The organism is Acinetobacter dispersus, from assembly GCF_009884975.1.
Taxonomy (GTDB): domain Bacteria; phylum Pseudomonadota; class Gammaproteobacteria; order Pseudomonadales; family Moraxellaceae; genus Acinetobacter; species Acinetobacter dispersus.
Genome location: NZ_CP041970.1, coordinates 1,651,376 through 1,675,437, shown reverse-complemented (window position 1 = coordinate 1,675,437; position 24,062 = coordinate 1,651,376). Strand labels below are relative to the sequence as shown.

The window sequence follows — 24,062 nt, the reverse complement described above, 5'->3', positions numbered from 1 at the left end:
TTTATGCTTTTACTTAGCTCAAGCGCTCAACATATTTATTGGTTAGGACGTTATTTATTCCGTATTGGTCATGTGGCAGGACATTTACCTTTTGATGATAATTATCAGGCATCAGAATTTGCACAGGCACTTTGTTTACATATTGATAATGCAGAAAACTTGAATCAATTTATGTTAGATCGTCAGCAGCCTTATTCTTTATTGAGTCAGCTTGAGATTGCGCGGGACAATATTCAGGAGTTGAGGGGATTATTAACCGCACAGGCGTATGCAGAACTTAATTATCTGATCAAAAATGTGGCAGCAGATGGATTGGCCATTCAGGATGTGGTACATAGCTGTTGTGAGATTCTGAAAGCTGAGCAAGAAGATATTTTTCTATTTTTTCATATTGGGCAATGTATTGAGCAAATTGATACCTATTTTCGGTTTCAACACAATACACATGCTGTCTTTGATGCGATTGATCCAACCATTGAGCGGTTATATCATTTGGGATGGCAAGACTTACAACCGTGTTGGGAGACATTAAAAGAACAGCCATATTTAAATCAGTTTTATGCATTTACCTATAAATTGGAAAATCAATTTGAGGCATCCTCATGAAACTTATGGTGAATCACCAAACGCATTATCAATACACTGAGATTGCGCGGAACAGTGTCCAATCCATCAAAATGATGCCACAAAGTTCACGGCATCAGAGTGTAGAGAATTGGCATATCAGCGTGCCAGGACAGTATTCGTGTCAACGTGATGCGTTTAATAACCTATGGATTACCGCAACGCAACGCCATGATTATCGTTATTTAACCATCATGGCACAGGGTGTAGTGGATTTGCATGCGACTGAGTTGGGTTATTTTGAGACAGATGTTTCAGCATTACTGTTTTTACAACGCACGGCAATGACCTGCTGTGACCTGACCATGACGGATTTTGCGCATTCGATTGTTACTGTAAAAGACCGCCACCATTTGATTGTTTTATCAGAAAAAATCTTACAACAAGTTCCATATCAACCTGAAAGCACCTCGGTTACGACCTCAGCTATTGATGCCTTTTATGCGGGTCAAGGAGTGTGCCAAGACCACGCACATATATTAATTGCCATGTGTCGTGCATTACAATTACCTGCACGTTACGTTTCGGGCTATATCTACGATGAAAATCAGCCACACCTCGCCAGTCATGCATGGGCAGAGGTTTTTGTGGATAATGAGTGGTATTGTTTCGATGTAAGTAATCAGATATTTACACCCCAAAACCATATATACGTTGCAGTTGGACGTGATTATTTAGATGTGGCACCTGTTCGTGGTATTCGTGAGCAAGGTGGGGTAGAGAGTATGATGTCTGTGGTGCAGGTTTTGGCGTGTTGAATGTAAAGAGAGAAAGATGACCTATTGTTGCGCATTAAGATTAGAGCAAGGTTTGGTATTGATTAGTGATACCCGAACCAATGCAGGGGTCGATCATATTTCTGTATTTCGTAAGTTGCATACCTTTGGTGTTGAAGGTGAACGTTTTATTGCTTTGCAAACAGCAGGTAATTTGGCGACGACACAAGCCGTGATCGGGCATTTGCAAAATGCCTTGGCTTTGCATCAAGAGCCGAATTTGTATAGTGCCAATACCATGTTTGAAGTGGCTGAATTGGTAGGAAAAACCTTACGCAAAGTGCTTGAGGATATTACCAGTGATACTCAAGAACAGATGAATTATTCGTGTAGCATCTTGGTCGGTGGGCAAATTCAAGGCGAGGAGATGCAGCTTTATAATGTTTACCCACAAGGGAACTTTATTTGTGCAACGACTGATACACCGTATTTCCAAATTGGTGAAAGCAAGTACGGAAAACCTATTTTAGATCGTGCTTTACACTACGATATGCCTTTGGATGATGCACTGCGCTGTTCACTCATTTCTTTTGATTCGACTTTGCGCTCGAATGTTTCAGTGGGCTTGCCTTTAGATGCACTGGTTTACCATAAAGATAGTTTTAAAATTCCAGAAGGTAAGCGGATTGGTGAGGATGATCCTTACTTTACTCAGATTAGTCGACAGTGGTCTGAGACCTTACGTCGTGGTTTACAAGAGTTACCCAAGCCAACAGCGGACTATGGTTTATAACTTCCGCGAATTCCCTCAAAAGCATGTATAGATCCTTTTGAGGTAGAATCTTCCTAAGATGTTGTTATATTTTTGCTTAGAATACGATCGAGCGACAGTATGCTTGGCCGAGATGTAATCAGTATCGCCAGAATGAACATATACAATAGGTCGTGTACATAGAAGAACCAACTCAACCAGCTTATCGGATCTAAGCCGCTTGGAATCGTATGAATCCCAACCGTGTATAGTGCTGTCAGGCAAATCATAAACAAGAAAATACTACTGATCTGAGTCAATAATCCTAAAATCAGAAATAAACCTGCAAGCATTTCAGTCGCTGAAACAAAAGTACTCATGATTGCTGGAAATGGAATGCCTGCATCAATGATTGTTTCCAACATAATCAGTTTATTTTTTTCGATGAAAAGTTTGTTGATGCCTGTAGTAAAGAAAAAAATGCCGATCGAAATTCGGATCAAAAAGAGCACGAATTGCTGGATCGGCATTTTATACAGCTGATTATCGTAAATCAGTTTTAACATGTTGGATGTAAATGGTTAAAACTGTATTAGAGATAAAACCCAAAAGTTGATCAAGTATGGTTTAGTTACCCAGTTGTCGCACAGGTCGTTGAGTGAGGCGGCAAAGTAACTCATAGCCAATGGTTCCATTGGCAGCAGCAACATCATCGACTAAGCGAGATTGACCCCAAAGCTCAACTTTTGTGCCGATTTCTGCTTTAACATTGCTGATATCAATGGCGATCATATCCATGCTGACACGGCCGACCACAGGAACAAGTTGTTGATCGATGGCAACAAAGTTTTGCTTCACATAAGCGCGTGGATAACCATCGCCATAGCCAATCGAAACAATGGCAATCTGTGACGTACATGACGCTGAGTAGGTCGAGCCATAACCGACAAATTCACCTTGTTGAATCTGATTGAGGGCAATAATTTCGGCACTAAATGTCATGACAGGCTTTAGATCGAGTTCATGTACATTGCGATCCGCGAAGGGTGAAGCGCCGTAAAGCATGATACCGGGACGAACAAAATCAAAATGCAGTTCAGGGTATTTATAAATCGCAGCAGAATTACAGCAAGATACCAAGATCGGTTCACAGGCTTGTTTCACCTGTAAGAATTGTTGTTTCTGCTGCTCATTTAAGGGATGGTCTACGTCAGCATTGGCAAAATGCATGGCAAGCACACAGGTAAAACCTTCGGCTTTTAAGCGTTGAATCACGTCAATGATTTCATCGACTTTAAAACCCAGACGATTCATACCGCTATTTAGTTTTACCCAAACCTTTAAACCCAACGCATTATAAGTAGCTTTATGTTGAATCAACCATTCAACTTGTTGGTTGTGATGCACGATGCATTCAAGCTTGTGTTCGATGACCTGTTGCATCTCATCTTCAGCAAACACACCTTCAATCAGTGTAATCGGCTGAGTGTATCCAAGTTGCCTGATCTCCAAAGCTTCTTCTAAACAGGCGACACCAAAAGCATCCGTGGCCTCTAAGGCGGCTAAACAGTTTTTGACTCCATGTCCATAAGCATTGGCTTTGACCATACTGACGATTTTTGAATGTGGAGCAAGTTGTTTAACACGGTTTAAATTATATCGCAGTGCTTCACTGTCAATATAAACTGTTGCTTGGCGCACCCTGAGTTCTCCTTTGGGTCGACTTGGATTGTATATAAAATAGAAATAGTTTGAATGTTATTCGTCATCTTCATACTGAGCATAAAACTCAGGCGAGAGATTACTAAAACGCGTATATTGACCTTCAAATGCGAGACGTACACTACCAATTGGACCGTTACGTTGCTTACCGATAATGATTTCAGCAGTACCAGCTTCTTTAGATTCTTTGTTGTAGACTTCATCACGGTAAATAAACATGATCAAGTCGGCATCCTGCTCGATCGCACCCGATTCACGCAAGTCTGACATTACTGGGCGTTTGTTTGGTCGGTTCTCCAAACTACGGTTAAGCTGAGACAGTGCAATTACAGGACATTGCATTTCTTTGGCCAAAGCTTTTAAGCTTCGCGAAATTTCCGAGATCTCGCCGACACGGTTATCGCCCATGCCTGGAACTTTCATGAGCTGTAAGTAGTCGACCATGATGCAGCCGATTTTACCATCATGCATTTTAGCCACACGACGTGCGCGTGCACGAAGTTCAGTTGGTGGCAGGGCAGATGAGTCATCGATATAGAGATGCATTTCTTGTAGCTGAAGAATGGTCCCAGTGACTTTGGTCCATTCGTCTGCATCGAGATTACCTGAACGTAGATGGCCCTGATGGACTTTACCCATAGCAGAGATCAAACGCATGGCAATCGAGTCTGCTGGCATTTCCATCGAGAATACGAGTGCAGGTAGGCGGTTATATTGCAGTACACTTTCGACCAAGTTCATAGCGAACGTAGTTTTACCCATCGATGGACGTGCTGCAACAATAATCAAATCTCCGGCTTGCATCCCTGATGTTTTATTATCAAGCTCTAAGAAGCCTGTGGTTAAACCAGTAATGTTGCCATCTAATTTAGACAGTTCATCTAGCTTGGTAATCACATCTGCGGTCACTGAGCTGATTGATTTAGGACCTGAATCTTTTTTATTGTTATTGTGCTGTTCTGCTAAAGAGAAAATACTAGTTTCTGCTAAATCAAGAATTTCACTGACTGGACGACCTTTGGTGTCATAGGCATTTTGTAAAATATCACTGCTGATCTTGATCATGTTACGCAGAGTTGAGAATTCCTTGATTTTATTTGCATAAATTTCAAGGTTGTAAAAGCTTGATGGAGAGTCTGCCATCAATTGCATCAGATATTCTTCACCACCAATGGCATCTAACAGGTTTTGTTTAAGCAACCAGTCATTCACCAAAACAGCATCATACGGTGAGTTTTCTTGTGCCAGTTTTTCGATGGCACGATAAATATATTTGTGACGTGTCGCATAAAAATCATTTTCTTTAAGCAAGTCGCTGACTTGTTCAAATGATTCAGCAACTGTCATTAACGCTGCCAATACTGCTTGCTCAATTGCAAGATTATGAGGTGGAGTGCGAAATTCTTTTAGTTGACCTGAGTCACTCACTTTACTCTCTGTGTTTGGAGAATTTTTTGTAAAATTGGCATTCGCCTGTGACATAACAAGACCTAATAAAAAGATGAAACAAAACCGAATGACTATCTTAATCCAAATGGAGGTCATCGGCACAATTTAATTCAGTGAAAATTGTGAAAGTGATGCAATAGCATAATAGATAGTCACTTCTGCTATTGCATTTAGTACTATGGTGCTTATGTATTAATTGAGATGAAAAGACCTTGTTTTAAGGTTTTACAAACCAGTCCTGTACAAATTTTCCATTTTTTAAGCGATAAGCTGAAAGGCCGTAGCGAAGGTTATTCTTTTGGGCATCTTTAACAAAGCCATTGTCTTTTCCTAAAGAATAGAGGAAAGCATCAAGCAGGAGTAGGGTGGTATCGATAAACCACCAAAAGCCTAAACCGCCAAAAGTAATCAATTTTAAAATACCGCTGGTTTTTTTACCGAGATAGAAACGGTCTACGCCAAAGAATCCTAAAAACATAGCAAGCACCAAAGCGATGATACGATTTTTCTTTTGCATACGTGATCCTATAGAGATGAAAATTATAAAATTTAAAACTTAATTAGATTTTTTTTTGTATTTTTTTAGAGATAAAAAAAAGAGCATGTAAAACATGCTCTTTTTCTTTGCAGAAATTACTCAGATACGATAGTAACGAGAACTTCAGCAACAACATCATGATGCAATTGGATTGCGATGTTGAATTCACCAGTGTGACGAAGCGCACCGTTTGGTAAACGAACTTCTGCACGGTCTACAGTAAGACCAGCATGAGTTAAAGCGTCAGCGATGTCACGAGTACCGATTGAACCGAAAAGTTTACCTTCGTCACCAGCTTTCGCAGTGATTACGATGTTAACTTCGTTCAATTGTTCAGCACGTGCAGTTGCAGCAGCTAAGATGTCAGCTTCTTGTTTCTCAAGTTCAGCACGACGAGCTTCAAAAGCTGAAGTGTTAGCTTCAGTTGCAGCTACTGCTTTACCTTGAGGAATCAAAAAGTTACGACCATAACCAGCTTTAACTGATACTTTATCGCCTAATTTACCAAGATTCTTAATGCGTTGTAATAAGATAACGTCCACAGCTCACCTCACTTACTTATGGTTGTCAGTGTACGGAATCAAAGACAAATAGCGAGCTTGTTTAATAGCTAACGCTAATTGACGTTGATAACGAGCTTTAGTACCTGTAATACGGCTAGGAACAATCTTGCCGTTTTCAGTGATGTACTGTTTTAAAGTGTCGATATCTTTGTAGTCGATGTACGCAACATTCTCAGCTGTAAAGCGGCAGAACTTGCGACGACGGTAAAAACGTGCCATTGAGGTTCTCCTTATTCAGCTTCTGGAACTGCTTGTTGTGCTTCTTCACGTTGAGCTTTACGCGCACGTTTTTCTTCAGCACTTTTAGCAAGCAAAGATTCTTCAGTAATTGCGTTTTCACGACGGATAATGATGTTACGAATAATTGCATCGTTATAACGGAACAATTCTTCTAACTCATCAAGAGTCGTTTGACCACATTCCACATTCATAAGAATGTAGTGTGCTTTGTGAATTTTGTTAATCGGGTAAGCCAATTGGCGGCGGCCCCAATCTTCTAAACGGTGAATTTGACCTTCAGCTTCTTTGATCTGAGAGATATAGCGTTCAACCATACCTACAACTTGATCGCTTTGGTCTGGATGTACCAATAGTACGATTTCGTAGTGACGCATTGTCAGCTCCTTACGGTTTAAGCAGCCCCTAATTAAAAAATTAGAAGCAAGGAGTCATAACTAAAAAGTTATGTCGCAAATTGCGAAGCGGGGATTATATGCAAATTGACGCTATAAAGCAAATTTGCCATAGTCTTTGCGATATATTTTTTAAATAAAAATAGGTAATAAAAATGGAACCACAATTTATAAAAACGGTGGCCTTGATTGAGTCGATTTTGCAGTCGAATACAGAGGAGGCATATTCAGATACTTTTGAGCAATATCAAGGTGACATTTACAAACCTTAATGATCGTCGATTGGCGTGAAGAGGATTTACCATTACTGTTTATTATCAGAATCAAACTTTGATTATTCCTTATCAAGGTGAGGGCGCAGATCGAGATACAACTTTAAAAGCACTCAACCAAATTTTGCAGCCTGATTATGAAATCCGGTTTTGTATGGCATCTGATGGTTCGGATACACTTGCGTTTTTACCTTTGCCAAGTTCATTGTGACAACAGTTAGATCAGAAATATACCAATAGGATTTATCAATTGTTTAGGACGTTTGAGCAAGACAGCACTTTCTTTGGTTAGGCGAAAGTCAGCAATGAATTTTCTTATTTTAAAGAAGCAAAAAATTGCTTTGAATATCTATTTATGATGTTTCATTTAGGCAATAAAAAACGCAATGTTTTTATTGCACGAAATGATAAAAATTGGGAGAGCATAAAAAGATAGAGCATTCTCTATCTTTTAAAAAATAGGAAAGAATGGTGCAGGGCTTTTAAAGGTGAAGCTAAAGCTTAAACTGATAACAGTAATGAGGATTACTGAGAAAAGGAAAAAGCGTTTGGCCCAAAGCTGATCATCTTCTGCCTTAAATCCTAAAATAGCAATGTAGAACCAGTAAACGCAAAGTATATTACAGATGACCAAGAACACGATATTGGTGTATCCATATACATATAATGCATTCATCGCTAGAGTAAATAAAACCACATAAATTAGTGATTCGATTTTTGTTCTAAGGATTGAACGGGCTACAGGTAAAATAGGAACGCCTGCATTTTTATAGTCGTCAAAACGATAAATTGCGATCGCCCATGAATGCGGCATTTGCCATAAAGCATATGCAACAAAGATCAATAGGGCCGCCATATCGAACTGATGACTTACAGCCACATAACCAATAACAGGAGGACTCGCTCCAGAAATACTACCGATCACGGTTTGATGGATTGTGGTGCGTTTACTCCACAAACTATAAAAACCGACATAGACTACAAAACCAATGACAGCGAATAAAAAAGCATAAGCATTAACATAAAACCAGAGCATGCTAAAGCCAATCACACCTAAAACCAGCGCATAGCACATGGCAACAGTAGGGGAAATGGTTTTGGTCACAAGTGCACGGTTCATGGTGCGTTGCATTTTCTGATCGATGTCTTGATCAATTACGTTATTGACTACACAACCAGAAGCAACCACTAATGTTGTTCCGAGAAGAGTAAGTAATAATAAGAGACAGTCTATAGAGCCTTGGGCGGCTAAGAAGAAGCCGCCCAAGGTGGTAATAAAATTACCGAAGAGAATTCCTGGTTTAGTCAGGAATAAGTACTTTTTCCACATGACGATCAGTTTAGATCATCATGTTGTAGTGTAGGTAATTCATAATCCACACAGAGCCGACTAAAAGTACAGCGATACATAAAATTGTGTAGATAAATGCAATAAGGTTCCAACGCTGATCAGACGATGTATTCATGTGCAAGAAATACACAAGTTGTACAAGTACCTGAGCAACAGCAGTAATTGCAATTACTGTAACTAAAATGCCACGACTAAAACCACCAGCCATCACCATCCCGAAAGGGATGATGGTAAGGATGACAGATAGGATAAATCCAATCGTGTATTGTTTAAAGTTACCGTGTGACGCACCTGCAGCATTATGGTCATGACTACTCATTAGAGAACTCCCAGTAAGTAAACGACGCTGAATACACAGATCCAAACGATGTCAAGGAAGTGCCAGAACAAGCTTAAGCAAGCAAGACGACGTGTATTCGGTAAAGTCAAACCATTCTTTTTAATTTGGTAGATTAATACCAGCATCCACACTAAACCAGAAGTTACGTGGATACCGTGTGTACCAACCAAAGTAAAGAATGCAGATAAGAATGCACTGTGAGTTGGACCATGGCCTTCGTGTACAAGGTGATGGAACTCATAGATTTCCATACCAATGAACGATGCACCAAAAAGGAATGTAACAAACAACCAAGTGATCACTTGATTTACATTCTTTTTATAAGATGCAAGTACAGCAAAACCAAATGTTACCGATGAAATCAATAAGGCAAATGTTTCAGTTAACACGAAGCCTAATGAATCATGGAACAGGTCATATGCACTTGGGGTTCCTGGCGGGATATGACTGCTTAATACAGCGAACGCAATGAAGAGTGATCCGAAAAGAATCAAGTCACTCATCAAGTATGTCCAGAAACCAAAGACCGTTAAGTCAGTATCATCATGTTCATGATGACCATCGTGGCCGTGGTTGTCGTGATGAAGTACTTCAGCCATTTCCTTAGTCCTTCTTCAAGTGTTTTTCAAGTAAAGCATAGCGTTCGTTTTCAATACGCTCAACTTCAGCAGCAGGAACGTAGTAATCAACATTCTTAGTGAATGAGCTTACGATCAAGCTAACAATAGCTGAAACGAATGAAACAACAGCGAGCCACCAAATATGCCAGATGAGTGCAAAGCCAAGAATTGTAATGAACATTGCAATGACAAAACCAGCAGCACGATCAGTCGGCATGTGGATGTCTTCATATTTAGTGTTACGTGCGTATGCTACACCATTTTCTTTGTCAGTCCAGAAACGGTCAACGCCGCTAGCATCTGGTTCATGCGCAAAGTTATAGAACGGAGCAGGAGATGACGTTGCCCATTCAAGGGTACGGCTATCCCATGGATCGCCTGTATGGTCCATGTTGTCCTTACGTTGTAAGAAACCAACGATGATTTGCATTAAGAAACATGCAATACCGATCGCGATAAGAACAGCACCAAACAATGCAATCGCTAAGTATGGATCCCACTCAGGGTTGTCATATGTATTCAAACGACGAGTCATACCCATGAAACCAAGGATATAAAGTGGCATGAATGCAAAATAGAAACCAATGAACCAGAACCAGAACGCAGCTTTACCCCATGCTTCGTTGAGCTTCCAACCAAACATTTTCGGCCAGTAGAAGATGATGCCGGCAAACATACCAAACACCACACCACCGATAATTACGTTATGGAAGTGAGCGATCAAGAATAATGAGTTGTGTACAAGGAAGTCCGCAGGTGGAACAGCCATAAGTACACCAGTTAAACCACCGATACCGAATGTTACAAGGAAGCCAAGCGTCCATAACATAGGAGTTGTATAGGTGATGCGACCTTTATACATTGTGAATAACCAAGAGAAGATTTTCACACCTGTAGGAATCGCAATAACCATGGTCATGATACCGAAGAACGCGTTAACGTTCGCACCAGCACCCATGGTGAAGAAGTGGTGAAGCCATACAACGAACGCAAGTACAGTAATCGCAATCGTCGCATACACCATAGACTTATAACCGAACAACGCTTTACGAGAGAAGGTTGCAACGATTTCTGAGTATAAACCAAATGCTGGTAATACTAAGATATATACTTCAGGGTGACCCCATGTCCAGATTAAGTTCACATAAAGCATTGGGCTACCGCCAAGCTCATTTGTGAAGAAATGGAAGCCGAAGTAACGGTCTAAAGTAAGCATTGCAAGTGTACCTGTTAATACAGGGAATGATGCAATGATTAATACAGCCGTACAAAGTGAAGTCCACGTGAAAATAGGCATATCCATTAATTTCATGCCAGGTGCACGCATTTTGATGATGGTAACAAAGAAGTTAACACCAGATAAAAGCGTACCTAGACCAGAAACCTGAAGTGCCCAGATATAGTAGTCAACACCCACACCAGGAGAATATTGAATGCCAGATAGAGGAGGGTAAGCCATCCAACCAGTCGCAGCAAATTCACCTAATACAAGCGAAAGCATCATTAAACCAGCAGCACCAGCGAATAACCAGAAGCTTAAAGAGTTCAATAATGGGAAAGCAACGTCACGAGCACCAATCTGTAAAGGTACAGAGATGTTCATCATACCAACAACGAGACCCATTGCTACGAAGAAGATCATGATGACACCGTGTGCGGTGAAGATCTGGTCGTAGTGGTCAGGATGTAAGTAACCTTCGCCGCCGCCTTTCGCGAGGAAAAGTTGTAGACGCATCATGATCGCATCGGCGAAGCCACGCAACAGCATGACTACAGATACGATGATATACATGATACCAATCTTTTTATGGTCTACAGTGATAAACCATTCGTTCCACAAATATCCCCATTTCTTGAAATAGGTGATACCGCCTAATACAGCAATTGCACCAAGTGCCATAAAGACCATGGTGACAAGTACAAGGGGTTCAGTTGGGATAGAATCCCACCCTAATTTACCAAAAATCATATCCATGTCTTATTCCCCTTGAGCAGCGTGTTCTGCTGCAGCATGAGTTTCTGCTGTTGCATGTCCAGCAGAATGGTCAGCACCGTGATAGTTACTCATGTAGTGGTTGATGATTGTTTCAAACAATTTTGGCTCAACTGATGAGTAATAAGTCACTGGGTGTGGCTTAGTCGGGAACGGTTTCATCGCTTCAGCTTTAGCAAGCGCTTCTTCATCACCAGCAGCTTTAGCACGATTCACTAAATGCTCGATCTGGTGTTTAGAACGATCACCATCTTTAAGTGTTGCTAACTCAGCTTGGTCAAGTGTGCCTTTTTGAATTGCTTCAGGGTTGATACTTGTACCATTGCCAGCTTTTACTGCTTCTACCCATTGTGCAAATTCTGGCTCAGTCACGCTATGTGCTTTAAAGCGCATTTGTGAGAAACCGTAACCTGAATAGTTTGCTGAGAAACCACGGAAAACACCTGGTTCATCTGCTAATAGGTGAAGGTGAGTCTGCATACCAGCCATTGCATAGATCTGGCCGCCTAACTGTGGAATGAAGAATGAGTTCATTGTGAAGTTAGAAGTGATCTTAAAGCTTATTGGTGTTTGTTCTGGGAAGCGTACTTCGTTTACCGTTGCAATGTTTTGCTCAGGATAGATAAAAATCCATTTGAACTGTTCAGCGACAGCTTGAATAGTCAATGGTGCTTTATCTGATTCTAACGGACGGTAAGGGTCGTACTTGTGGGAACCCCACCAAGTTAACCAAGCTAAAATACCAATAATAATGACAGGTACACCCCATACAACGATCTCAATTGTCGTTGAGTGTGCCCAAGTAGGTTTATAGTCTGCATCTTTATTCGATGCGCGATATTTCCAACCAAACCATAATGCCATAACGATTGATGGAATCACCACCAACAGCATTAAATAGATCGCAGTCATCATCAGGTTGCTTTGACCTTGACCAACTGGACCTTTATTGTTTAGAAGTACCATATCACCGCCACACCCAGTCAAGAGCGCAGCCATCGTTGATAAAGACAATACAGCTAAAATCGTTTGTCTCATTTTACAACCTCGGTGAAGAGTCCCATTCCCTAATTAAAATTATGGGATAGCGATTAAAGTGTCGCGTGATTGATAAGGATTGGTTAAAAAATGCTTAGCAATCACGCGACACCGCAACGTTGTTGGGCATTATGCCTTATATTGAAAAACTAAGCTACTCATAAAGTCGTGTGAAATACTTGTTTTAAAACCCGATTTATTTTGTAGGGATTGTTATTTGCATCTGTGTTTTTTATATAGATATCAGCTTAATACATAAAAAAAGAGGAATAAATCCTCTTTTCTTTATCGATTTGTGATTACTGCTTAATGACCTTGGTTTTTGCCAATTTATCGTGCAAAGTTTGTCTCTTTTTCCCAAAAGCAAATAGAGATTCTAAAACAGAAATCAATGGGACAGTGATTAGATTCAAAATAATGAAAACAATACTTCTCAACCAAAAGCCACGAATTGTGCTGACGGGTGCTGAGGTTTCAGCATCAACAATTTTGATTTTGGTTAATTTCTTGCCAATACTCTGACCTGATTTTCCAATCAAAAAAGCTTGTATCATGAGCATGATAATAATATAGGCACACATTGCTATCCACGCTTGGGATGGAACAATTGCAAATATTTCTGTCTGAACTTTTTGAGCCAAAGCGATGTCTGATGAACGATCTGCCATGAGTTGTAACAGTTGTTCGTTGAGTTGGGTAAACTTTTGTGCTTCTTCAGCGGTGAAAAAACTTGTGAGTATAAATGTGGCAGGGAGCCACAAAAATATATCAATCACTTTTGCAAGAAAACGTGAAGGTATAGAAGCCAAGTCTGATACTTTTTGCTCAACTTTGATTGTGTAAGTTGGTTCGTTCGTTTCAGTTTTAATTTGAGAACTAAAAGGAGAGTAACCTACAGGTTCGTAGACAAGTTTACCTTGTGTCAATTCGCCAAGTGTTTTCCATTCGGCCATACCTTCGTGCCAAGCCAAATCTGTCAATAAAACTTGTTGACTGGCTAGCATTTGGTTCACTTGTTCTAAACTATAAGGTCCTGCTTGTTGATTATTACGAGCCAAGTAAATTTGCATAATTTTAAAATCTCAATTACAGAAGATGAAAAAAGACCCTGCGAAAGAGGGTCTTTTTCTAAAAAAGACTAGGCTTTCTTGATTTGTTCTTCAGCAAGGAAGAACCAAGTATCAAGTACTGAGTCAGGGTTAAGTGACACAGATTCAATACCTTGTTCCATGAGCCATTTAGCAAGGTCAGGGTGATCCGAAGGACCTTGACCACAAATACCAACGTATTTTCCTGCTTTACGGCAAGCATGAATTGCCATAGACAGAAGTGCTTTAACTGCTGGGTCACGTTCGTCAAATAAGTGAGATACGATACCAGAGTCACGGTCAAGACCGAGTGTTAATTGTGTTAAGTCATTTGAACCGATAGAGAAGCCATCGAAGTGTTCAAGGAACTGTTCGGCCAATAATGCATTGGTTGGAAGTTCACACATCATGATAACTTTAAGGCCATTCTCACCACGTTTCAAACCATTCTGAGCAAGAAGCTCGATTACACGTTTTGCTTCAGAAACTGTACGTACGAACGGGATCATGATTTGGATATTGGTTAAACCCATTTCATCACGTGCTTTTTTCAAGGCACGGCATTCAAGTTCGAAACAGTCACGGAAGTTATCAGAAACATAACGGCTTGCACCACGGAAGCCCAACATTGGGTTTTCTTCTTCTGGCTCGTATAACTTACCACCAATTAAGTTTGCATATTCATTTGACTTGAAGTCAGACATACGCACGATCACTGGTTTTCCTGCAAATGCAGCAGCAAGTGTTGAAATACCTTCAACTAACTTTTCCACGTAAAATTCGATTGGAGAAGAGTAGCCTGCGGTACGAGCCATAACTGCAGCACGAGTTTCGCGCGGTAAGCTTTCAATATTTAATAATGCTTTTGGATGCACACCAATCATTCGATTGATGATGAACTCAAGACGTGCAAGGCCAATCCCTTCGTTTGGAATTTGAGCGAAGTCAAATGCACGGTCAGGGTTACCGACGTTCATCATGATTTTAAACGGTAGCGATGGCATTGAATGAATAGAATTACGTTGAACTTCAAAGTCTAACGCACCTTCATAAATAAAGCCTGTATCACCTTCAGCACATGAAACAGTCACTTCTTGGCCGTCAGTTAGTACTTCTGTTGCATTACCACAACCCACGATTGCTGGAACACCTAACTCACGCGCAATAATTGCTGCGTGACAGGTACGACCACCACGGTTGGTCACGATTGCAGCAGCACGCTTCATCACTGGTTCCCAATCTGGGTCAGTCATGTCAGATACAAGTACGTCACCGTCCTGAACCTTATCCATTTCTTTAATCGACGTTACAACACGCACTTTACCTGAACCAATGCGTTGACCGATTGAACGACCTTCACAGATGACAGTACCGCGTTGTTTTAATAAGTAACGTTCCATGGTGCCGACATTTTGACGGCTTTTTACAGTTTCAGGACGTGCTTGAACGATATAGATTTGACCATCATCGCCATCTTTTGCCCATTCGATATCCATCGGTGAGCCATAGTGTTGTTCGATGATTAAGGCTTGTTTTGCCAATTCATGTAATTCGTGATCATTTAATGCAAATTGTTGACGTTCTGGTTTTTCAACATCAACGACAACAACTGATTTACCCGCAGCGCCTTCTTCACCATAAATCATTTTTTGGTGTTTAGAGCCGAGGTTGCGGCGTAAAACCGAGTGTTTACCCGCATTTAAAAGCGGTTTAGATAAATAGAATTCATCTGGGTTTACAGCACCTTGAACGACCATTTCGCCCAAACCGTAAGATGCAGTAATAAAGACCACATCACGGAAACCTGATTCTGTATCAAGCGTAAACATAACGCCAGCAGCACCAGTTTCAGAACGAACCATACGTTGTACACCAGCAGAAAGTGCAACAACACTATGTTCAAAGCCTTGGTGTACACGGTAAGCAATTGCGCGGTCATTATAAAGTGAAGCAAAAACTTCTTTAATCGCGATAAGAACGTTATCAATGCCACGGATGTTCAAGAAAGTTTCTTGTTGCCCTGCAAAAGACGCATCTGGTAAATCTTCAGCTGTAGCAGAAGAGCGTACAGCAACAGCGATATCTGGGTTACCGTTTGAAAGTGCAGCAAAAGCTTCACGAATTTCTTGTTCTAATGTCGCGGTAAGCGGAGTTTCAACAATCCAATTACGGATTTTTGCACCAGTTTCAGCAAGTGCATTTACATCTTCTACATTTAGCTGAACAAGTTCAGCTTGAATACGAGCGTTTAAGCCGCTTTGATCCAAGAACTCACGATAGGCAGCAGCAGTAGTTGCAAAGCCACCAGGTACCGATACACCAGCATTGGATAAATGGCTGATCATTTCACCCAGAGATGAGTTTTTCCCACCTACGAGCTCGACATCGTGTTTTCCTAATTTTTCCAGACCGATTACGCGCGCTTCCAAAGTATTTACTCCACTTTTTTTGCAGTATGAATGACCATCATTGGTATGAAATTATACGAAAGTGCTTAGAATTAGTGTTTTACTAAGCGACAGTCATGTTAGATGAGTTTACTATAAAGATTATAGAGCACTAAGACAAATGTTTGAGGAGAATTTTGATGCCCGAAAGTAAACAAATTAAACGGAGCGTATTTTTTATTTCAGATGGGACCGCAATTACCGCAGAAACCCTTGGACATTCACTACTTGCGCAATTTCCGAACGTTGATTTTGACATCCATATCATGCCTTATATCACGACGGAAGAGGCTGCCATGAACGTGGCTGTAGAGATCAATGCATGCCAGAGTAGAGATGGGTCTTTACCCTTGGTTTTTGATACTTTGGTCGATCCACATGTCCGTGAAATTATCAATACTGCTAAAGCCGTAAATTTGGATGTTTTTGAGGGCTTAATTAGCAAACTAGAACAAGAAATTGGTGTTCCTCCGACAACCTTAGTTGGACAAACCCACGCGGTAACTGATTCTGAATATTATAAAGCGCGTATCGATGCTGTACATTTTGCACTGGACAATGATGATGGGGCAAGAACACGTCATTATGATAAAGCGGACATTATTTTAATTGGTGTATCACGCTCAGGAAAAACCCCAACCTCAATTTATTTGTCATTACAATTTGGTATTCGTGTTGCAAACTATCCATTAACTGAAGAAGACTTGGATGACAATCGTTTGCCAAAAGTATTGCGTGAACATAAAAACAAGCTGTTTGGTTTGATGATTGATGCTGAACGTTTGGTCGCGATCCGTAACGAACGTAAAGCGAATAGCCGCTATTCAAGTTTCAGCCAGTGTCAAATGGAATTACGTGCGATTGAAGGGATCTATATTTCTGAAGGGATTAAATATTTAAATGTCACGGAAATGTCGATTGAGGAAATCTCAACACGTGTCTTACAAATGACGGGTTTAAAACGTCGTATTGGCTAATCAGGCCTGACTACCTCAGTCATTTAGATGGGGTAGTCTGTCGTTTTTTAGATCGTCTTTATTAAAGAAAGTTTGATAAAGATCGTTAATCTAAAATAAATAATTGATATTAAAAAATAAAGTAAATCTAACTGATCAATGCTGTAATTGGTGATAATTTTATTGCATTTCTGCTATAATACTGTGATTTAATTCTCACTTTTATTGTTGGTGGTCTATGGCTTTTATTGCAACTGAATATCTTGATAGAAAGAGTTCTGTTTGGAACAGAAGTCTGTGAACTTGGCTATTCCCTTTCACTCTAATCATCAACTGAGTGAGGCCCAACAAAGTATTTTTAACCGTATTCCGAGTCTGGTCTGGCTGCTCTCGGAGTACGGAGATGCGTATTTTTTTAATAGTTTAAGCCAAGAGTATATTGGTTTTAATGACTTAGAACATTTTGCAAAAGACTGGATCGATTTAATCCATTCAGAGGATAGATCAATCTTCCAAAGTGAGTGGCAGCAGGCATTTACCGATAAATCCTCATTTCAAATTGAATGCCGATTAAAACATCAGTCTGGTGCGTATCGATGGTTTTTATTGTCAGCAAAATTTATAACGGCAAATTCAGAGGAAAAAGCGCATTGGTTTATCAATAGCGTTGATATCCATGAAACCAAGCAGTATCAACAAAACTTAGTTCAATGTATTAATGCCCAAACCAACATGTTGGATAATAGTGTTGATTGCATAAAACTATTAGAAGTCGATGGCTCTTTACTGCATGTCAATAAAACTGGGTGTATCGCGCTCAATCTCCCTCAAAGCCAAAATAGCTTTGGCATGAAGTGGGCTGAGCTGTTACCTGTGGAAATAAGATCCAAGGCGAGTTATGCCTTAAAAACGGCACTCAAAGGTAAGGCTGCACGTTTTCGTGGGATGAGTGGAGAAGGGAATGAAAGACAATATTGGGATAATTTACTCACGCCGATATTGAATGATAAGGGCCAGACCGTGCAGGTTTTGTGTCTGTCTCGTGATGTGACCACACAACGACAAACTGAAATTCAATTACAGCTTTCGAGTGAGTTGGACGATTTAACAGGATTATATAACCGTCGTTTCTTCAAATTACAACTCAAGCGCGCACTACATCGACATAAAAAAGACAAGAAGTTACTCGGCTTGATGTTGCTGGATTTAGATTACTTCAAGCATGTTAATGATACGCTTGGTCATGCAGCTGGAGATCATCTACTTCGTGTTCTGTCTAAGCGAATAGAAAACACTTTGCCTGAACATACTTTTGTCGCTCGTTTAGGGGGTGATGAGTTTGCTATTGTCGTCAATGGAATTGAGACCCAAGGAGAGCTTGAAAAAATAGCAGTGGATGTTAGTCGACTGTTAGAAGCTCCGATTACCTATGCTGGTAATTTGATTAATGGCAGTATGAGTATCGGTTGCGCGATTTATCCTCGAGATGCCAAAGATTCAGCCAATTTAATGAAATGTGCAGATACTGCGCTCAATGATTTGAAAGCAACAGGGCGTGGCGGTTTTCGTATGTTTAATCAGCAGATGCAAGTTGCAGCTCAAAACATTGCGATTCAATTAAATGATGCGCGCCATATTATTCGTGATGACCTTATCGTCCCATTTTACCAGCCGAAAGTGCGTTTAGCGGATGCGAAGGTGGTTGGTTTTGAAGCATTGTTGCGTTGGCAAACGGTTGATCAACACATTCATTCACCTTGTAATATTGAACAAGCATTTCAAGACTATATTCTGGCAACAAAAATCAGTGATGCGATGCAGAATAAAGTTTTTAAAAATATTGCAGCCTGGATAGCACAAGGGTTGGATGTTGTGCCTGTTTCAATCAATGCAGCACCAGTCGAGTTTCTCAAAGACAATTATGCTGAGCGTTTACTTCACCGTTTAAACGTCTACAACATTCCACATCATTTAGTAGAAATAGAAATTACTGAACATATCTTGGATGATCGTGGTTCTGACTATGTGATTCGAGCATTAAATTTATTGAAACAACAAGGCGTTAAAATATCATTGGATGACTTCGGTACGGGACATTCCTCTTTAACCCGTTTACGGGACTACCCAGTAGACTGTTTAAAAATTGACTGTGATTTTATTCGTCAAATGAATGATGACGAGGCGATTTTAGCCATTGTACAGGCAATCATCGCTTTGGGGCCAAAACTGTCATTGGATATTGTTGCGGAAGGTATTGAGAATACAGAACAATTAGAACTCTTAAAATCTTCTGGATGCTCAATCGGACAGGGCTATTTATTTAGTCGAGCTGTAAACGCAGAACAAGCGACAGAGATGCTCCAAGCTGGAATTTAAATGGATGGTGAATCTACAAGGCTGATTGGGAAATGAACCTTGTAGACTCAAGCTAAAGATTTAGCTGTTTTTAATATCCATCAATAAACTGAAGTTATCTAAGCGTCTTTGCGTATCGTAAATATCACAAGTAAAGATGAATTCATCGACATTATATTGGGCTGCAATTTTATTTAAGCCGGCTTTAACGGTTTCTTGAGAACCAATTTGTGCCATTGCATAAAAATTCTGAATTGCCACTTGTTCAGCACTCGATGCTAGACCTTCAGTTGAATCAATCGGTGGTTTAAGCTTTAAGCTATGACCGCGGATTAGATTCAAAATACGTTGATATGAACTGGTTGCCAGATATTGAGCTTCTTCATCGCTTGCAGCAACGACTGTTGGGACACCCATTGAAACATAGGGTTTATCGAGGTATTCCGAAGCTTGGAAGTTATCACGATAGATTTCGATGGCTTGACCTAACATTCGTGGTGCAAAATGAGAGGCAAAAGAATAAGGCAGTCCAAGTTTTGCGGCCAATTGTGCGCTAAATAAACTTGAGCCGAGTAACCAAACAGGCACATGGGTATTTTGACCTGGAGTGGCGATAATTCTCTGATTCGGTTGCGGTGCTTTAAAATATTGCAGAATCTCCATTACATCTTGAGGGAATTGATCTTCGGTTTCCTGACGGCCGCGGCGTAAAGCACGCATTGTCATTTGATCTGTACCTGGTGCACGACCCAAACCGAGTTCAAAACGATCTGGGTAGAGTGTGGCTAGCGTTCCAAACTGTTCTGCAACCACCAATGGTGCATGGTTTGGCAGCATGATACCGCCTGAACCCAAACGGATATGCTGCGTGTTTGCAGCAATAAATCCGAGTAAAACTGCCGTTGCTGAACTGGCAATCCCATCCATATTATGATGTTCAGCCAACCAAAAACGCTCATAACCTAATTTTTCCGCATGTTGTGCGAGTTCTAATGCATGACGTAGAGAAAACTCGATACTCTTGTCATCTCGAACAGGAGCAAGTTCTAGGATAGAGAATTTTATATCTTGTATTGATTTCATCATGGTGTCTCAAAACTATATATCGAAATAATACGATATAAGTTTGGCTTTGTATATCGTTTTACATCGATATATTGTTTTGATCAAATAAAAAAAGCGCCCGAGGGCGCTAAAGGGGTAAACGTTTTGATCTGATTAACGGTGTTTGTACCAGCCACGATGGCGACCATTGTCATGACGATAACTTTCACGAGAATTGTAATAGCGACGATCATCATAAGAACGACGGTTATCGTAACGACGGTCATAGCGGCGATCATCATAACGTCGATCAGCATCGCGGTCCTGACCCACTTTTTGACCTAAAGCTGCACCACCAGCTGCACCGAGTGCCGCACCAATATAACCACCATTGCTTCCGCCCATATTACGGCCAACGGTATAACCACCCACACCACCTAAACCACCACCAATAGCAGCTTCAGTACGGTCACGTCGATTACTCGATGCAGCTGCACCGCCAGCACCACCGATTGCGGAGCCAATCATTGCGCCAGTATCACCACCCAGTTGTTTTCCTAAGGCGGTACCAACCACACTTCCTAGAGCAGAGGTTGCTGCTACACGCGTTGTATTATCTGCATGTGCAACGGTCATCATTGAAGAGGCTGCTAAGATAACGCTACATAACCACATATTTGATTTCATGGTGAAACTCCTTATCCATTCTTTTGGACAATATTCTTTTTGCTTGGGACAAATGTAACAAGACTTGTGAGTGAAAATATGGAGCGCAATACCTAGATTGAGAGTGTTTGACGAGGGTTTTGTTGGTGTTCTATAACAAATGAAGAGATTGTGAATAAATTATAAAAATAAAGAATGAATAGGCAACGAGCAACAGCCTGCGTTGTAATCGAGTACAATGGGCGCAGTTTCGCTTAGGATTTATTTATGCTGCTGGAAAAAATTTTGCAATCACAAGGCTTTGGTTCACGTAAGTATTGTCAGCAGTTAATTAAAAATGGTTCTGTTCAGATTGAAAATCAGGTCTGTGATAACCCGAAACAGAATTTCAATACAGATCAACTGGTCTTTCAGGTATTTGGTGAAGAATACCAATATCGAGAGCATGTCTATATTGTTTTAAATAAACCGCAAGGCTATGAATGTTCGCATCAGGCGACACATCACAAAAGTGTATTTAGTCTTTTTCCTGAAATTTTGCTGCATCGTGGGATTCAATGTGTGGGCCGTCTAGACCAAGATACTACAGGCCTATTATTGCTGACCGATGATGGACAATATCTACAGGCATTAACTCATCCACGTAAACATGTACCCAAAGTTTATCATGTGACCACAGCAGATCCTGTTACAGCTGAACAGCAAAACGGCTTAGAGCAAGGTGTCGAACTGCGTAATGAAAAAGGCATCTATGCCGCCACCGATGTGCGATTATTCTCGGAACATCAAATTGCAATGACCATTCACCAAGGTGTTTACCATCAAGTGAAACGCATGCTGGCAGCTGTTGGAAATAAAGTTGAGGTCTTACATCGTCATCAAGTGGGTTTACTTGAACTTCCTGACTTAGAGGAAGGTGAATGGATCTACTTAACTCCTTCGCAAAAACAGTTAAGTCAGAATATCGCTTTAGATGAATGATTACTTTAAAAAACAATGAAAGGTTTTGAACTCACTGTCTTGAATAAAGCCCATTTGTTCGTATAGACGGTGAGATTGATAATTATTTTTTTGTGTTTCTAAGCTGATACGTTGTGCATTCTCATGACGCGCGAATAAGATCGCGGTATCAATCAGTTGTTTAGCGGAACCTTGTTTTCGATAAGAGGGAGTGACATAGACATCATCGAGAATATAGTAGGTTTCGCAAGCTACAGAAGAAAAAGCAAGGTAGAGTAGTACAAAGCCTGTAAATACATCATCTTTTACATGAATAAAAATGACACTGTCTTTATTGTCGAAGCGATGTTTTAAAAACTGATACGATTGTTCAATATTTGAGGATGCACCGTAGAACTGACGGTATTCGTCAAACAAGACAGCAAGTTGATGAAGATCTTCCTTTGTTGCTCGCTTAACAATCATTCCTGTCCATCCTTACACTTATTCATTTTATTAGGACTGTCAGGATAGCGAAAAAAATTCAGCTTAAAAAATAAAAACTTGTTTATAAATGCAACATTGTTAAGTTTTGTCACTTTCGCCGAGAAGTGCATTTAGCTCTTCAAACAGGTCTTCATGATCATCTTCAATTTCGACAGAAGATGGATTTTCAGTACTGGCTGCTGCTTTTGATTTACGCAGTTTTAGTAGCTGTTCCATGTTGATGTTTTGATTTTCAATTGCAAACGGAATCGACTTGGTGAGTACCACTTGTTTAAAGAAAAGACGAACGGCTTGAGCAGGGGAGATACCCAACTGTTTAAACACTGCAAAAGCTTGCTTCTTTTCCTGTGAATCGAGGCGAACCTGATAAACTTCTGTTTTTCGCATGAAGAATAAGACCAAATATTTTTAGTTATCGTCATGTATTTTAAACCATTGCAATGTAATTTCAATATTTTTGAAGTGAAAAATAGAATTTTTGTCATTACGTTGTGTTGGCAATGCAAGTTCAAAGGTGGAACTAAAGTGCATTTCCCGATTTGAAATGGGGTCAATAAAGTAAATTTCTTTGGCAAGTAGCTGCAATGGCTGGCTAAAATCATCCTCTGCTTTATGTTCAATATGTGGATAAAAAGAATCGTTAAGTATCGGAATATTCAGATAATTTAAATGCACACGTAATTGGTGCTGCTTTCCTGTTTTGGGACTAAGTTTATATTTAGCATATTGTTGGTCATGCATTAACAGTTCAATTAAAGTCTCCGTATTACTGGGTTTTTCGGCATTGATTTGCATTGTATAAAAAGGCTGACCTTTTTCTAAATGTAGCTGCAAAATTTGCGGAAAATCCAGTTCAGGTCGATATTTTGCAATGGCATGATAGGTTTTTTGCACTTTTCGTTCGGCAAAAAGCTGCTGATATGCGCTTCTTGAGGCGGCTTTTTTGCAGAATAAAACCACACCTGCTGTTTCTCGATCAAGTCGATGGATGGGGGTGAGATCTTCGTAGCCAGTTTGTTTTTTCAGTCTGACCAAGAGGGTTTCTTGTACGTATTGTCCCGTTGGTGTCATGGTCAAAAAGTGTGGTTTATCGACGACAAGTAAATCATCATTTTCAAATAGGATTTCATGTTGAAATGGAACATGTACTTCATGTGCGAGAAAACGATAATAAAAAATATGAGTATTGGCTGTATAGCGGCTTTCTACTGTGAGCTTGGTGCCATCCGCCGCATAAATCAGCTCATCTGCAAAACGCTGTTGCCATTCGCTAACTTGAATATGTGGAAAATGTTGGCAGAGATAATCAAAAATGGTCGACGCAGAAACGTCATGAGGCAAAAAAACTTTACTGGCACTGACACCATTAATGAGCGGAGGCGTAAATTCAATGATTGATGACATACAGCGATATCGACTCGGTATAAACGATGTAAAAAAAGCCAGTTTAA

General features: G+C 40.4%; 26 protein-coding genes. 7 read left to right on the top strand and 19 right to left on the bottom strand.

Features of this window, described 5'->3' with window-relative positions; translation table 11 throughout:
* Window positions 1-3: 3 nt before the first annotated feature.
* The 3 genes from FPL17_RS07730 to FPL17_RS07720 are packed head-to-tail and all read left to right on the top strand — an operon-like array spanning window position 4 to window position 2,133.
* Complete coding sequence (locus FPL17_RS07730) at window positions 4-606, top strand: alpha-E domain-containing protein (RefSeq protein ID WP_159884320.1); 603 nt, start codon at window positions 4-6, stop codon at window positions 604-606.
* Complete coding sequence (locus FPL17_RS07725) at window positions 603-1,382, top strand: transglutaminase family protein (protein ID WP_005204722.1); 780 nt, start codon at window positions 603-605, stop codon at window positions 1,380-1,382. The genes FPL17_RS07730 and FPL17_RS07725 overlap by 4 nt, the downstream gene beginning before the upstream one ends.
* A gap of 16 nt (window positions 1,383-1,398) precedes the next feature.
* Window positions 1,399-2,133 (top strand): proteasome-type protease, encoded by a 735-nt coding sequence (locus tag FPL17_RS07720; protein WP_005189775.1) that lies wholly within the window; start codon window positions 1,399-1,401, stop codon window positions 2,131-2,133.
* A gap of 53 nt (window positions 2,134-2,186) precedes the next feature.
* On the opposite strand, the gene FPL17_RS07715 is transcribed toward FPL17_RS07720, so the two are convergent.
* From FPL17_RS07715 to rpsF, 7 genes are all read right to left on the bottom strand, one after another.
* Window positions 2,187-2,657: a DoxX family protein gene (locus FPL17_RS07715; RefSeq protein WP_159884318.1), complete on the bottom strand. Its 471-nt coding sequence runs from the start codon at window positions 2,655-2,657 to the stop codon at window positions 2,187-2,189.
* A 61-nt stretch (window positions 2,658-2,718) separates the two neighbouring features.
* Window positions 2,719-3,792 (bottom strand): alanine racemase, encoded by a 1,074-nt coding sequence (alr, locus tag FPL17_RS07710; protein WP_159884316.1) that lies wholly within the window; start codon window positions 3,790-3,792, stop codon window positions 2,719-2,721.
* A gap of 57 nt (window positions 3,793-3,849) precedes the next feature.
* A complete protein-coding gene (dnaB, locus tag FPL17_RS07705) occupies window positions 3,850-5,295 on the bottom strand; it encodes a replicative DNA helicase (protein ID WP_004806002.1) in 1,446 nt (481 codons plus the stop codon).
* A 184-nt stretch (window positions 5,296-5,479) separates the two neighbouring features.
* A complete protein-coding gene (locus tag FPL17_RS07700) occupies window positions 5,480-5,779 on the bottom strand; it encodes a TM2 domain-containing protein (protein WP_005189766.1) in 300 nt (99 codons plus the stop codon).
* A 116-nt stretch (window positions 5,780-5,895) separates the two neighbouring features.
* Window positions 5,896-6,342: a 50S ribosomal protein L9 gene (gene rplI / locus FPL17_RS07695; protein ID WP_005152015.1), complete on the bottom strand. Its 447-nt coding sequence runs from the start codon at window positions 6,340-6,342 to the stop codon at window positions 5,896-5,898.
* Window positions 6,343-6,354: 12 nt separating this feature from the next.
* On the bottom strand, window positions 6,355-6,582 hold the full coding sequence (rpsR, locus tag FPL17_RS07690; protein ID WP_000090661.1) for a 30S ribosomal protein S18: 228 nt from the start codon (window positions 6,580-6,582) through the stop codon (window positions 6,355-6,357).
* Between the two features lie 11 nt (window positions 6,583-6,593).
* Window positions 6,594-6,977 carry a 30S ribosomal protein S6 gene (gene rpsF, locus FPL17_RS07685; protein ID WP_004806006.1) on the bottom strand — a complete coding sequence of 128 codons (384 nt, stop codon included), beginning with the start codon at window positions 6,975-6,977 and terminating at the stop codon, window positions 6,594-6,596.
* A gap of 348 nt (window positions 6,978-7,325) precedes the next feature.
* Between rpsF and FPL17_RS18995 the strand changes: the two genes are divergently transcribed.
* Window positions 7,326-7,478 (top strand): hypothetical protein, encoded by a 153-nt coding sequence (locus FPL17_RS18995; protein ID WP_228277599.1) that lies wholly within the window; start codon window positions 7,326-7,328, stop codon window positions 7,476-7,478.
* Between the two features lie 240 nt (window positions 7,479-7,718).
* Here the strand turns inward: FPL17_RS18995 and cyoE are convergent, their stop codons facing one another.
* The 7 genes from cyoE to ppsA all read right to left on the bottom strand — a co-directional run bounded on the left by cyoE (window position 7,719) and on the right by ppsA (window position 16,126).
* Window positions 7,719-8,597 (bottom strand): heme o synthase, encoded by an 879-nt coding sequence (gene cyoE, locus FPL17_RS07675; RefSeq protein WP_159884314.1) that lies wholly within the window; start codon window positions 8,595-8,597, stop codon window positions 7,719-7,721.
* A 10-nt stretch (window positions 8,598-8,607) separates the two neighbouring features.
* Window positions 8,608-8,937: a cytochrome o ubiquinol oxidase subunit IV gene (locus tag FPL17_RS07670; RefSeq protein WP_004806013.1), complete on the bottom strand. Its 330-nt coding sequence runs from the start codon at window positions 8,935-8,937 to the stop codon at window positions 8,608-8,610.
* Entirely contained in the window at window positions 8,937-9,557 is a 621-nt protein-coding gene (gene cyoC, locus FPL17_RS07665) for a cytochrome o ubiquinol oxidase subunit III (protein WP_004806016.1), read from the bottom strand. Before cyoC ends, FPL17_RS07670 begins: the two co-directional genes overlap by 1 nt.
* Before the next feature lie 4 nt (window positions 9,558-9,561).
* The gene (cyoB, locus tag FPL17_RS07660) at window positions 9,562-11,553 is read right to left on the bottom strand and encodes a cytochrome o ubiquinol oxidase subunit I (RefSeq protein WP_004806017.1); all 1,992 of its coding nucleotides are present in this window, start codon (window positions 11,551-11,553) and stop codon (window positions 9,562-9,564) included.
* 3 nt (window positions 11,554-11,556) lie between these two features.
* Entirely contained in the window at window positions 11,557-12,609 is a 1,053-nt protein-coding gene (gene cyoA, locus FPL17_RS07655; RefSeq protein WP_005189756.1) for a ubiquinol oxidase subunit II, read from the bottom strand.
* A gap of 299 nt (window positions 12,610-12,908) precedes the next feature.
* Window positions 12,909-13,679, bottom strand: coding sequence for an RDD family protein (locus tag FPL17_RS07650; protein ID WP_005189753.1), 771 nt, complete (start codon window positions 13,677-13,679; stop codon window positions 12,909-12,911).
* 68 nt (window positions 13,680-13,747) lie between these two features.
* A complete protein-coding gene (gene ppsA / locus FPL17_RS07645; protein WP_005152026.1) occupies window positions 13,748-16,126 on the bottom strand; it encodes a phosphoenolpyruvate synthase in 2,379 nt (792 codons plus the stop codon).
* 158 nt (window positions 16,127-16,284) lie between these two features.
* On the opposite strand from ppsA, the gene ppsR reads away from it, so the two are divergent.
* Entirely contained in the window at window positions 16,285-17,121 is an 837-nt protein-coding gene (gene ppsR / locus FPL17_RS07640; RefSeq protein ID WP_005152027.1) for a posphoenolpyruvate synthetase regulatory kinase/phosphorylase PpsR, read from the top strand.
* A gap of 276 nt (window positions 17,122-17,397) precedes the next feature.
* Window positions 17,398-19,476: a sensor domain-containing protein gene (locus FPL17_RS07635; RefSeq protein ID WP_159886818.1), complete on the top strand. Its 2,079-nt coding sequence runs from the start codon at window positions 17,398-17,400 to the stop codon at window positions 19,474-19,476.
* A 60-nt stretch (window positions 19,477-19,536) separates the two neighbouring features.
* On the opposite strand, the gene FPL17_RS07630 is transcribed toward FPL17_RS07635, so the two are convergent.
* Window positions 19,537-20,538 (bottom strand): LLM class flavin-dependent oxidoreductase, encoded by a 1,002-nt coding sequence (locus FPL17_RS07630; protein ID WP_167515401.1) that lies wholly within the window; start codon window positions 20,536-20,538, stop codon window positions 19,537-19,539.
* 135 nt (window positions 20,539-20,673) lie between these two features.
* A complete protein-coding gene (locus tag FPL17_RS07625; protein WP_005204696.1) occupies window positions 20,674-21,186 on the bottom strand; it encodes a glycine zipper 2TM domain-containing protein in 513 nt (170 codons plus the stop codon).
* Between the two features lie 246 nt (window positions 21,187-21,432).
* On the opposite strand from FPL17_RS07625, the gene FPL17_RS07620 reads away from it, so the two are divergent.
* Entirely contained in the window at window positions 21,433-22,146 is a 714-nt protein-coding gene (locus FPL17_RS07620; protein ID WP_159884311.1) for a pseudouridine synthase, read from the top strand.
* Here the strand turns inward: FPL17_RS07620 and FPL17_RS07615 are convergent, their stop codons facing one another.
* The 3 genes from FPL17_RS07615 to FPL17_RS07605 all read right to left on the bottom strand — a co-directional run bounded on the left by FPL17_RS07615 (window position 22,147) and on the right by FPL17_RS07605 (window position 24,015).
* Entirely contained in the window at window positions 22,147-22,590 is a 444-nt protein-coding gene (locus FPL17_RS07615) for a GNAT family N-acetyltransferase (RefSeq protein WP_004654380.1), read from the bottom strand.
* Window positions 22,591-22,689: 99 nt separating this feature from the next.
* Window positions 22,690-22,998, bottom strand: a complete 309-nt coding sequence (locus FPL17_RS07610) for a type II toxin-antitoxin system RelB/DinJ family antitoxin (protein WP_005152044.1) — start codon at window positions 22,996-22,998, stop codon at window positions 22,690-22,692.
* 21 nt (window positions 22,999-23,019) lie between these two features.
* On the bottom strand, window positions 23,020-24,015 hold the full coding sequence (locus FPL17_RS07605; protein ID WP_159884309.1) for a pseudouridine synthase: 996 nt from the start codon (window positions 24,013-24,015) through the stop codon (window positions 23,020-23,022).
* Between the last annotated feature and the right edge of the window lie 47 nt (window positions 24,016-24,062).

What these genes read in the sequence shown, in the direction of transcription:
- FPL17_RS07700 (WP_005189766.1), bottom strand. Translation starts at nt 5,779, where the DNA reads ATGCAAAAGAAAAATCGTATCATCGCTTTGGTGCTTGCTATGTTTTTA.
- dnaB (WP_004806002.1), bottom strand. Translation starts at nt 5,295, where the DNA reads ATGTCACAGGCGAATGCCAATTTTACAAAAAATTCTCCAAACACAGAG.
- FPL17_RS07720 (WP_005189775.1), top strand. Translation starts at nt 1,399, where the DNA reads ATGACCTATTGTTGCGCATTAAGATTAGAGCAAGGTTTGGTATTGATT.
- FPL17_RS07610 (WP_005152044.1), bottom strand. Translation starts at nt 22,998, where the DNA reads ATGCGAAAAACAGAAGTTTATCAGGTTCGCCTCGATTCACAGGAAAAG.
- cyoB (WP_004806017.1), bottom strand. Translation starts at nt 11,553, where the DNA reads ATGGATATGATTTTTGGTAAATTAGGGTGGGATTCTATCCCAACTGAA.
- rpsR (WP_000090661.1), bottom strand. Translation starts at nt 6,582, where the DNA reads ATGGCACGTTTTTACCGTCGTCGCAAGTTCTGCCGCTTTACAGCTGAG.
- cyoC (WP_004806016.1), bottom strand. Translation starts at nt 9,557, where the DNA reads ATGGCTGAAGTACTTCATCACGACAACCACGGCCACGATGGTCATCAT.
- FPL17_RS07725 (WP_005204722.1), top strand. Translation starts at nt 603, where the DNA reads ATGAAACTTATGGTGAATCACCAAACGCATTATCAATACACTGAGATT.
- FPL17_RS07605 (WP_159884309.1), bottom strand. Translation starts at nt 24,015, where the DNA reads ATGTCATCAATCATTGAATTTACGCCTCCGCTCATTAATGGTGTCAGT.
- FPL17_RS07730 (WP_159884320.1), top strand. Translation starts at nt 4, where the DNA reads ATGCTTTTACTTAGCTCAAGCGCTCAACATATTTATTGGTTAGGACGT.
- rpsF (WP_004806006.1), bottom strand. Translation starts at nt 6,977, where the DNA reads ATGCGTCACTACGAAATCGTACTATTGGTACATCCAGACCAAAGCGAT.
- FPL17_RS07670 (WP_004806013.1), bottom strand. Translation starts at nt 8,937, where the DNA reads ATGAGTAGTCATGACCATAATGCTGCAGGTGCGTCACACGGTAACTTT.
- FPL17_RS07625 (WP_005204696.1), bottom strand. Translation starts at nt 21,186, where the DNA reads ATGAAATCAAATATGTGGTTATGTAGCGTTATCTTAGCAGCCTCTTCA.
- FPL17_RS07650 (WP_005189753.1), bottom strand. Translation starts at nt 13,679, where the DNA reads ATGCAAATTTACTTGGCTCGTAATAATCAACAAGCAGGACCTTATAGT.
- FPL17_RS07715 (WP_159884318.1), bottom strand. Translation starts at nt 2,657, where the DNA reads ATGTTAAAACTGATTTACGATAATCAGCTGTATAAAATGCCGATCCAG.
- FPL17_RS07620 (WP_159884311.1), top strand. Translation starts at nt 21,433, where the DNA reads ATGCTGCTGGAAAAAATTTTGCAATCACAAGGCTTTGGTTCACGTAAG.
- cyoA (WP_005189756.1), bottom strand. Translation starts at nt 12,609, where the DNA reads ATGAGACAAACGATTTTAGCTGTATTGTCTTTATCAACGATGGCTGCG.
- cyoE (WP_159884314.1), bottom strand. Translation starts at nt 8,597, where the DNA reads ATGTGGAAAAAGTACTTATTCCTGACTAAACCAGGAATTCTCTTCGGT.
- ppsR (WP_005152027.1), top strand. Translation starts at nt 16,285, where the DNA reads ATGCCCGAAAGTAAACAAATTAAACGGAGCGTATTTTTTATTTCAGAT.
- FPL17_RS07615 (WP_004654380.1), bottom strand. Translation starts at nt 22,590, where the DNA reads ATGATTGTTAAGCGAGCAACAAAGGAAGATCTTCATCAACTTGCTGTC.
- FPL17_RS07630 (WP_167515401.1), bottom strand. Translation starts at nt 20,538, where the DNA reads ATGAAATCAATACAAGATATAAAATTCTCTATCCTAGAACTTGCTCCT.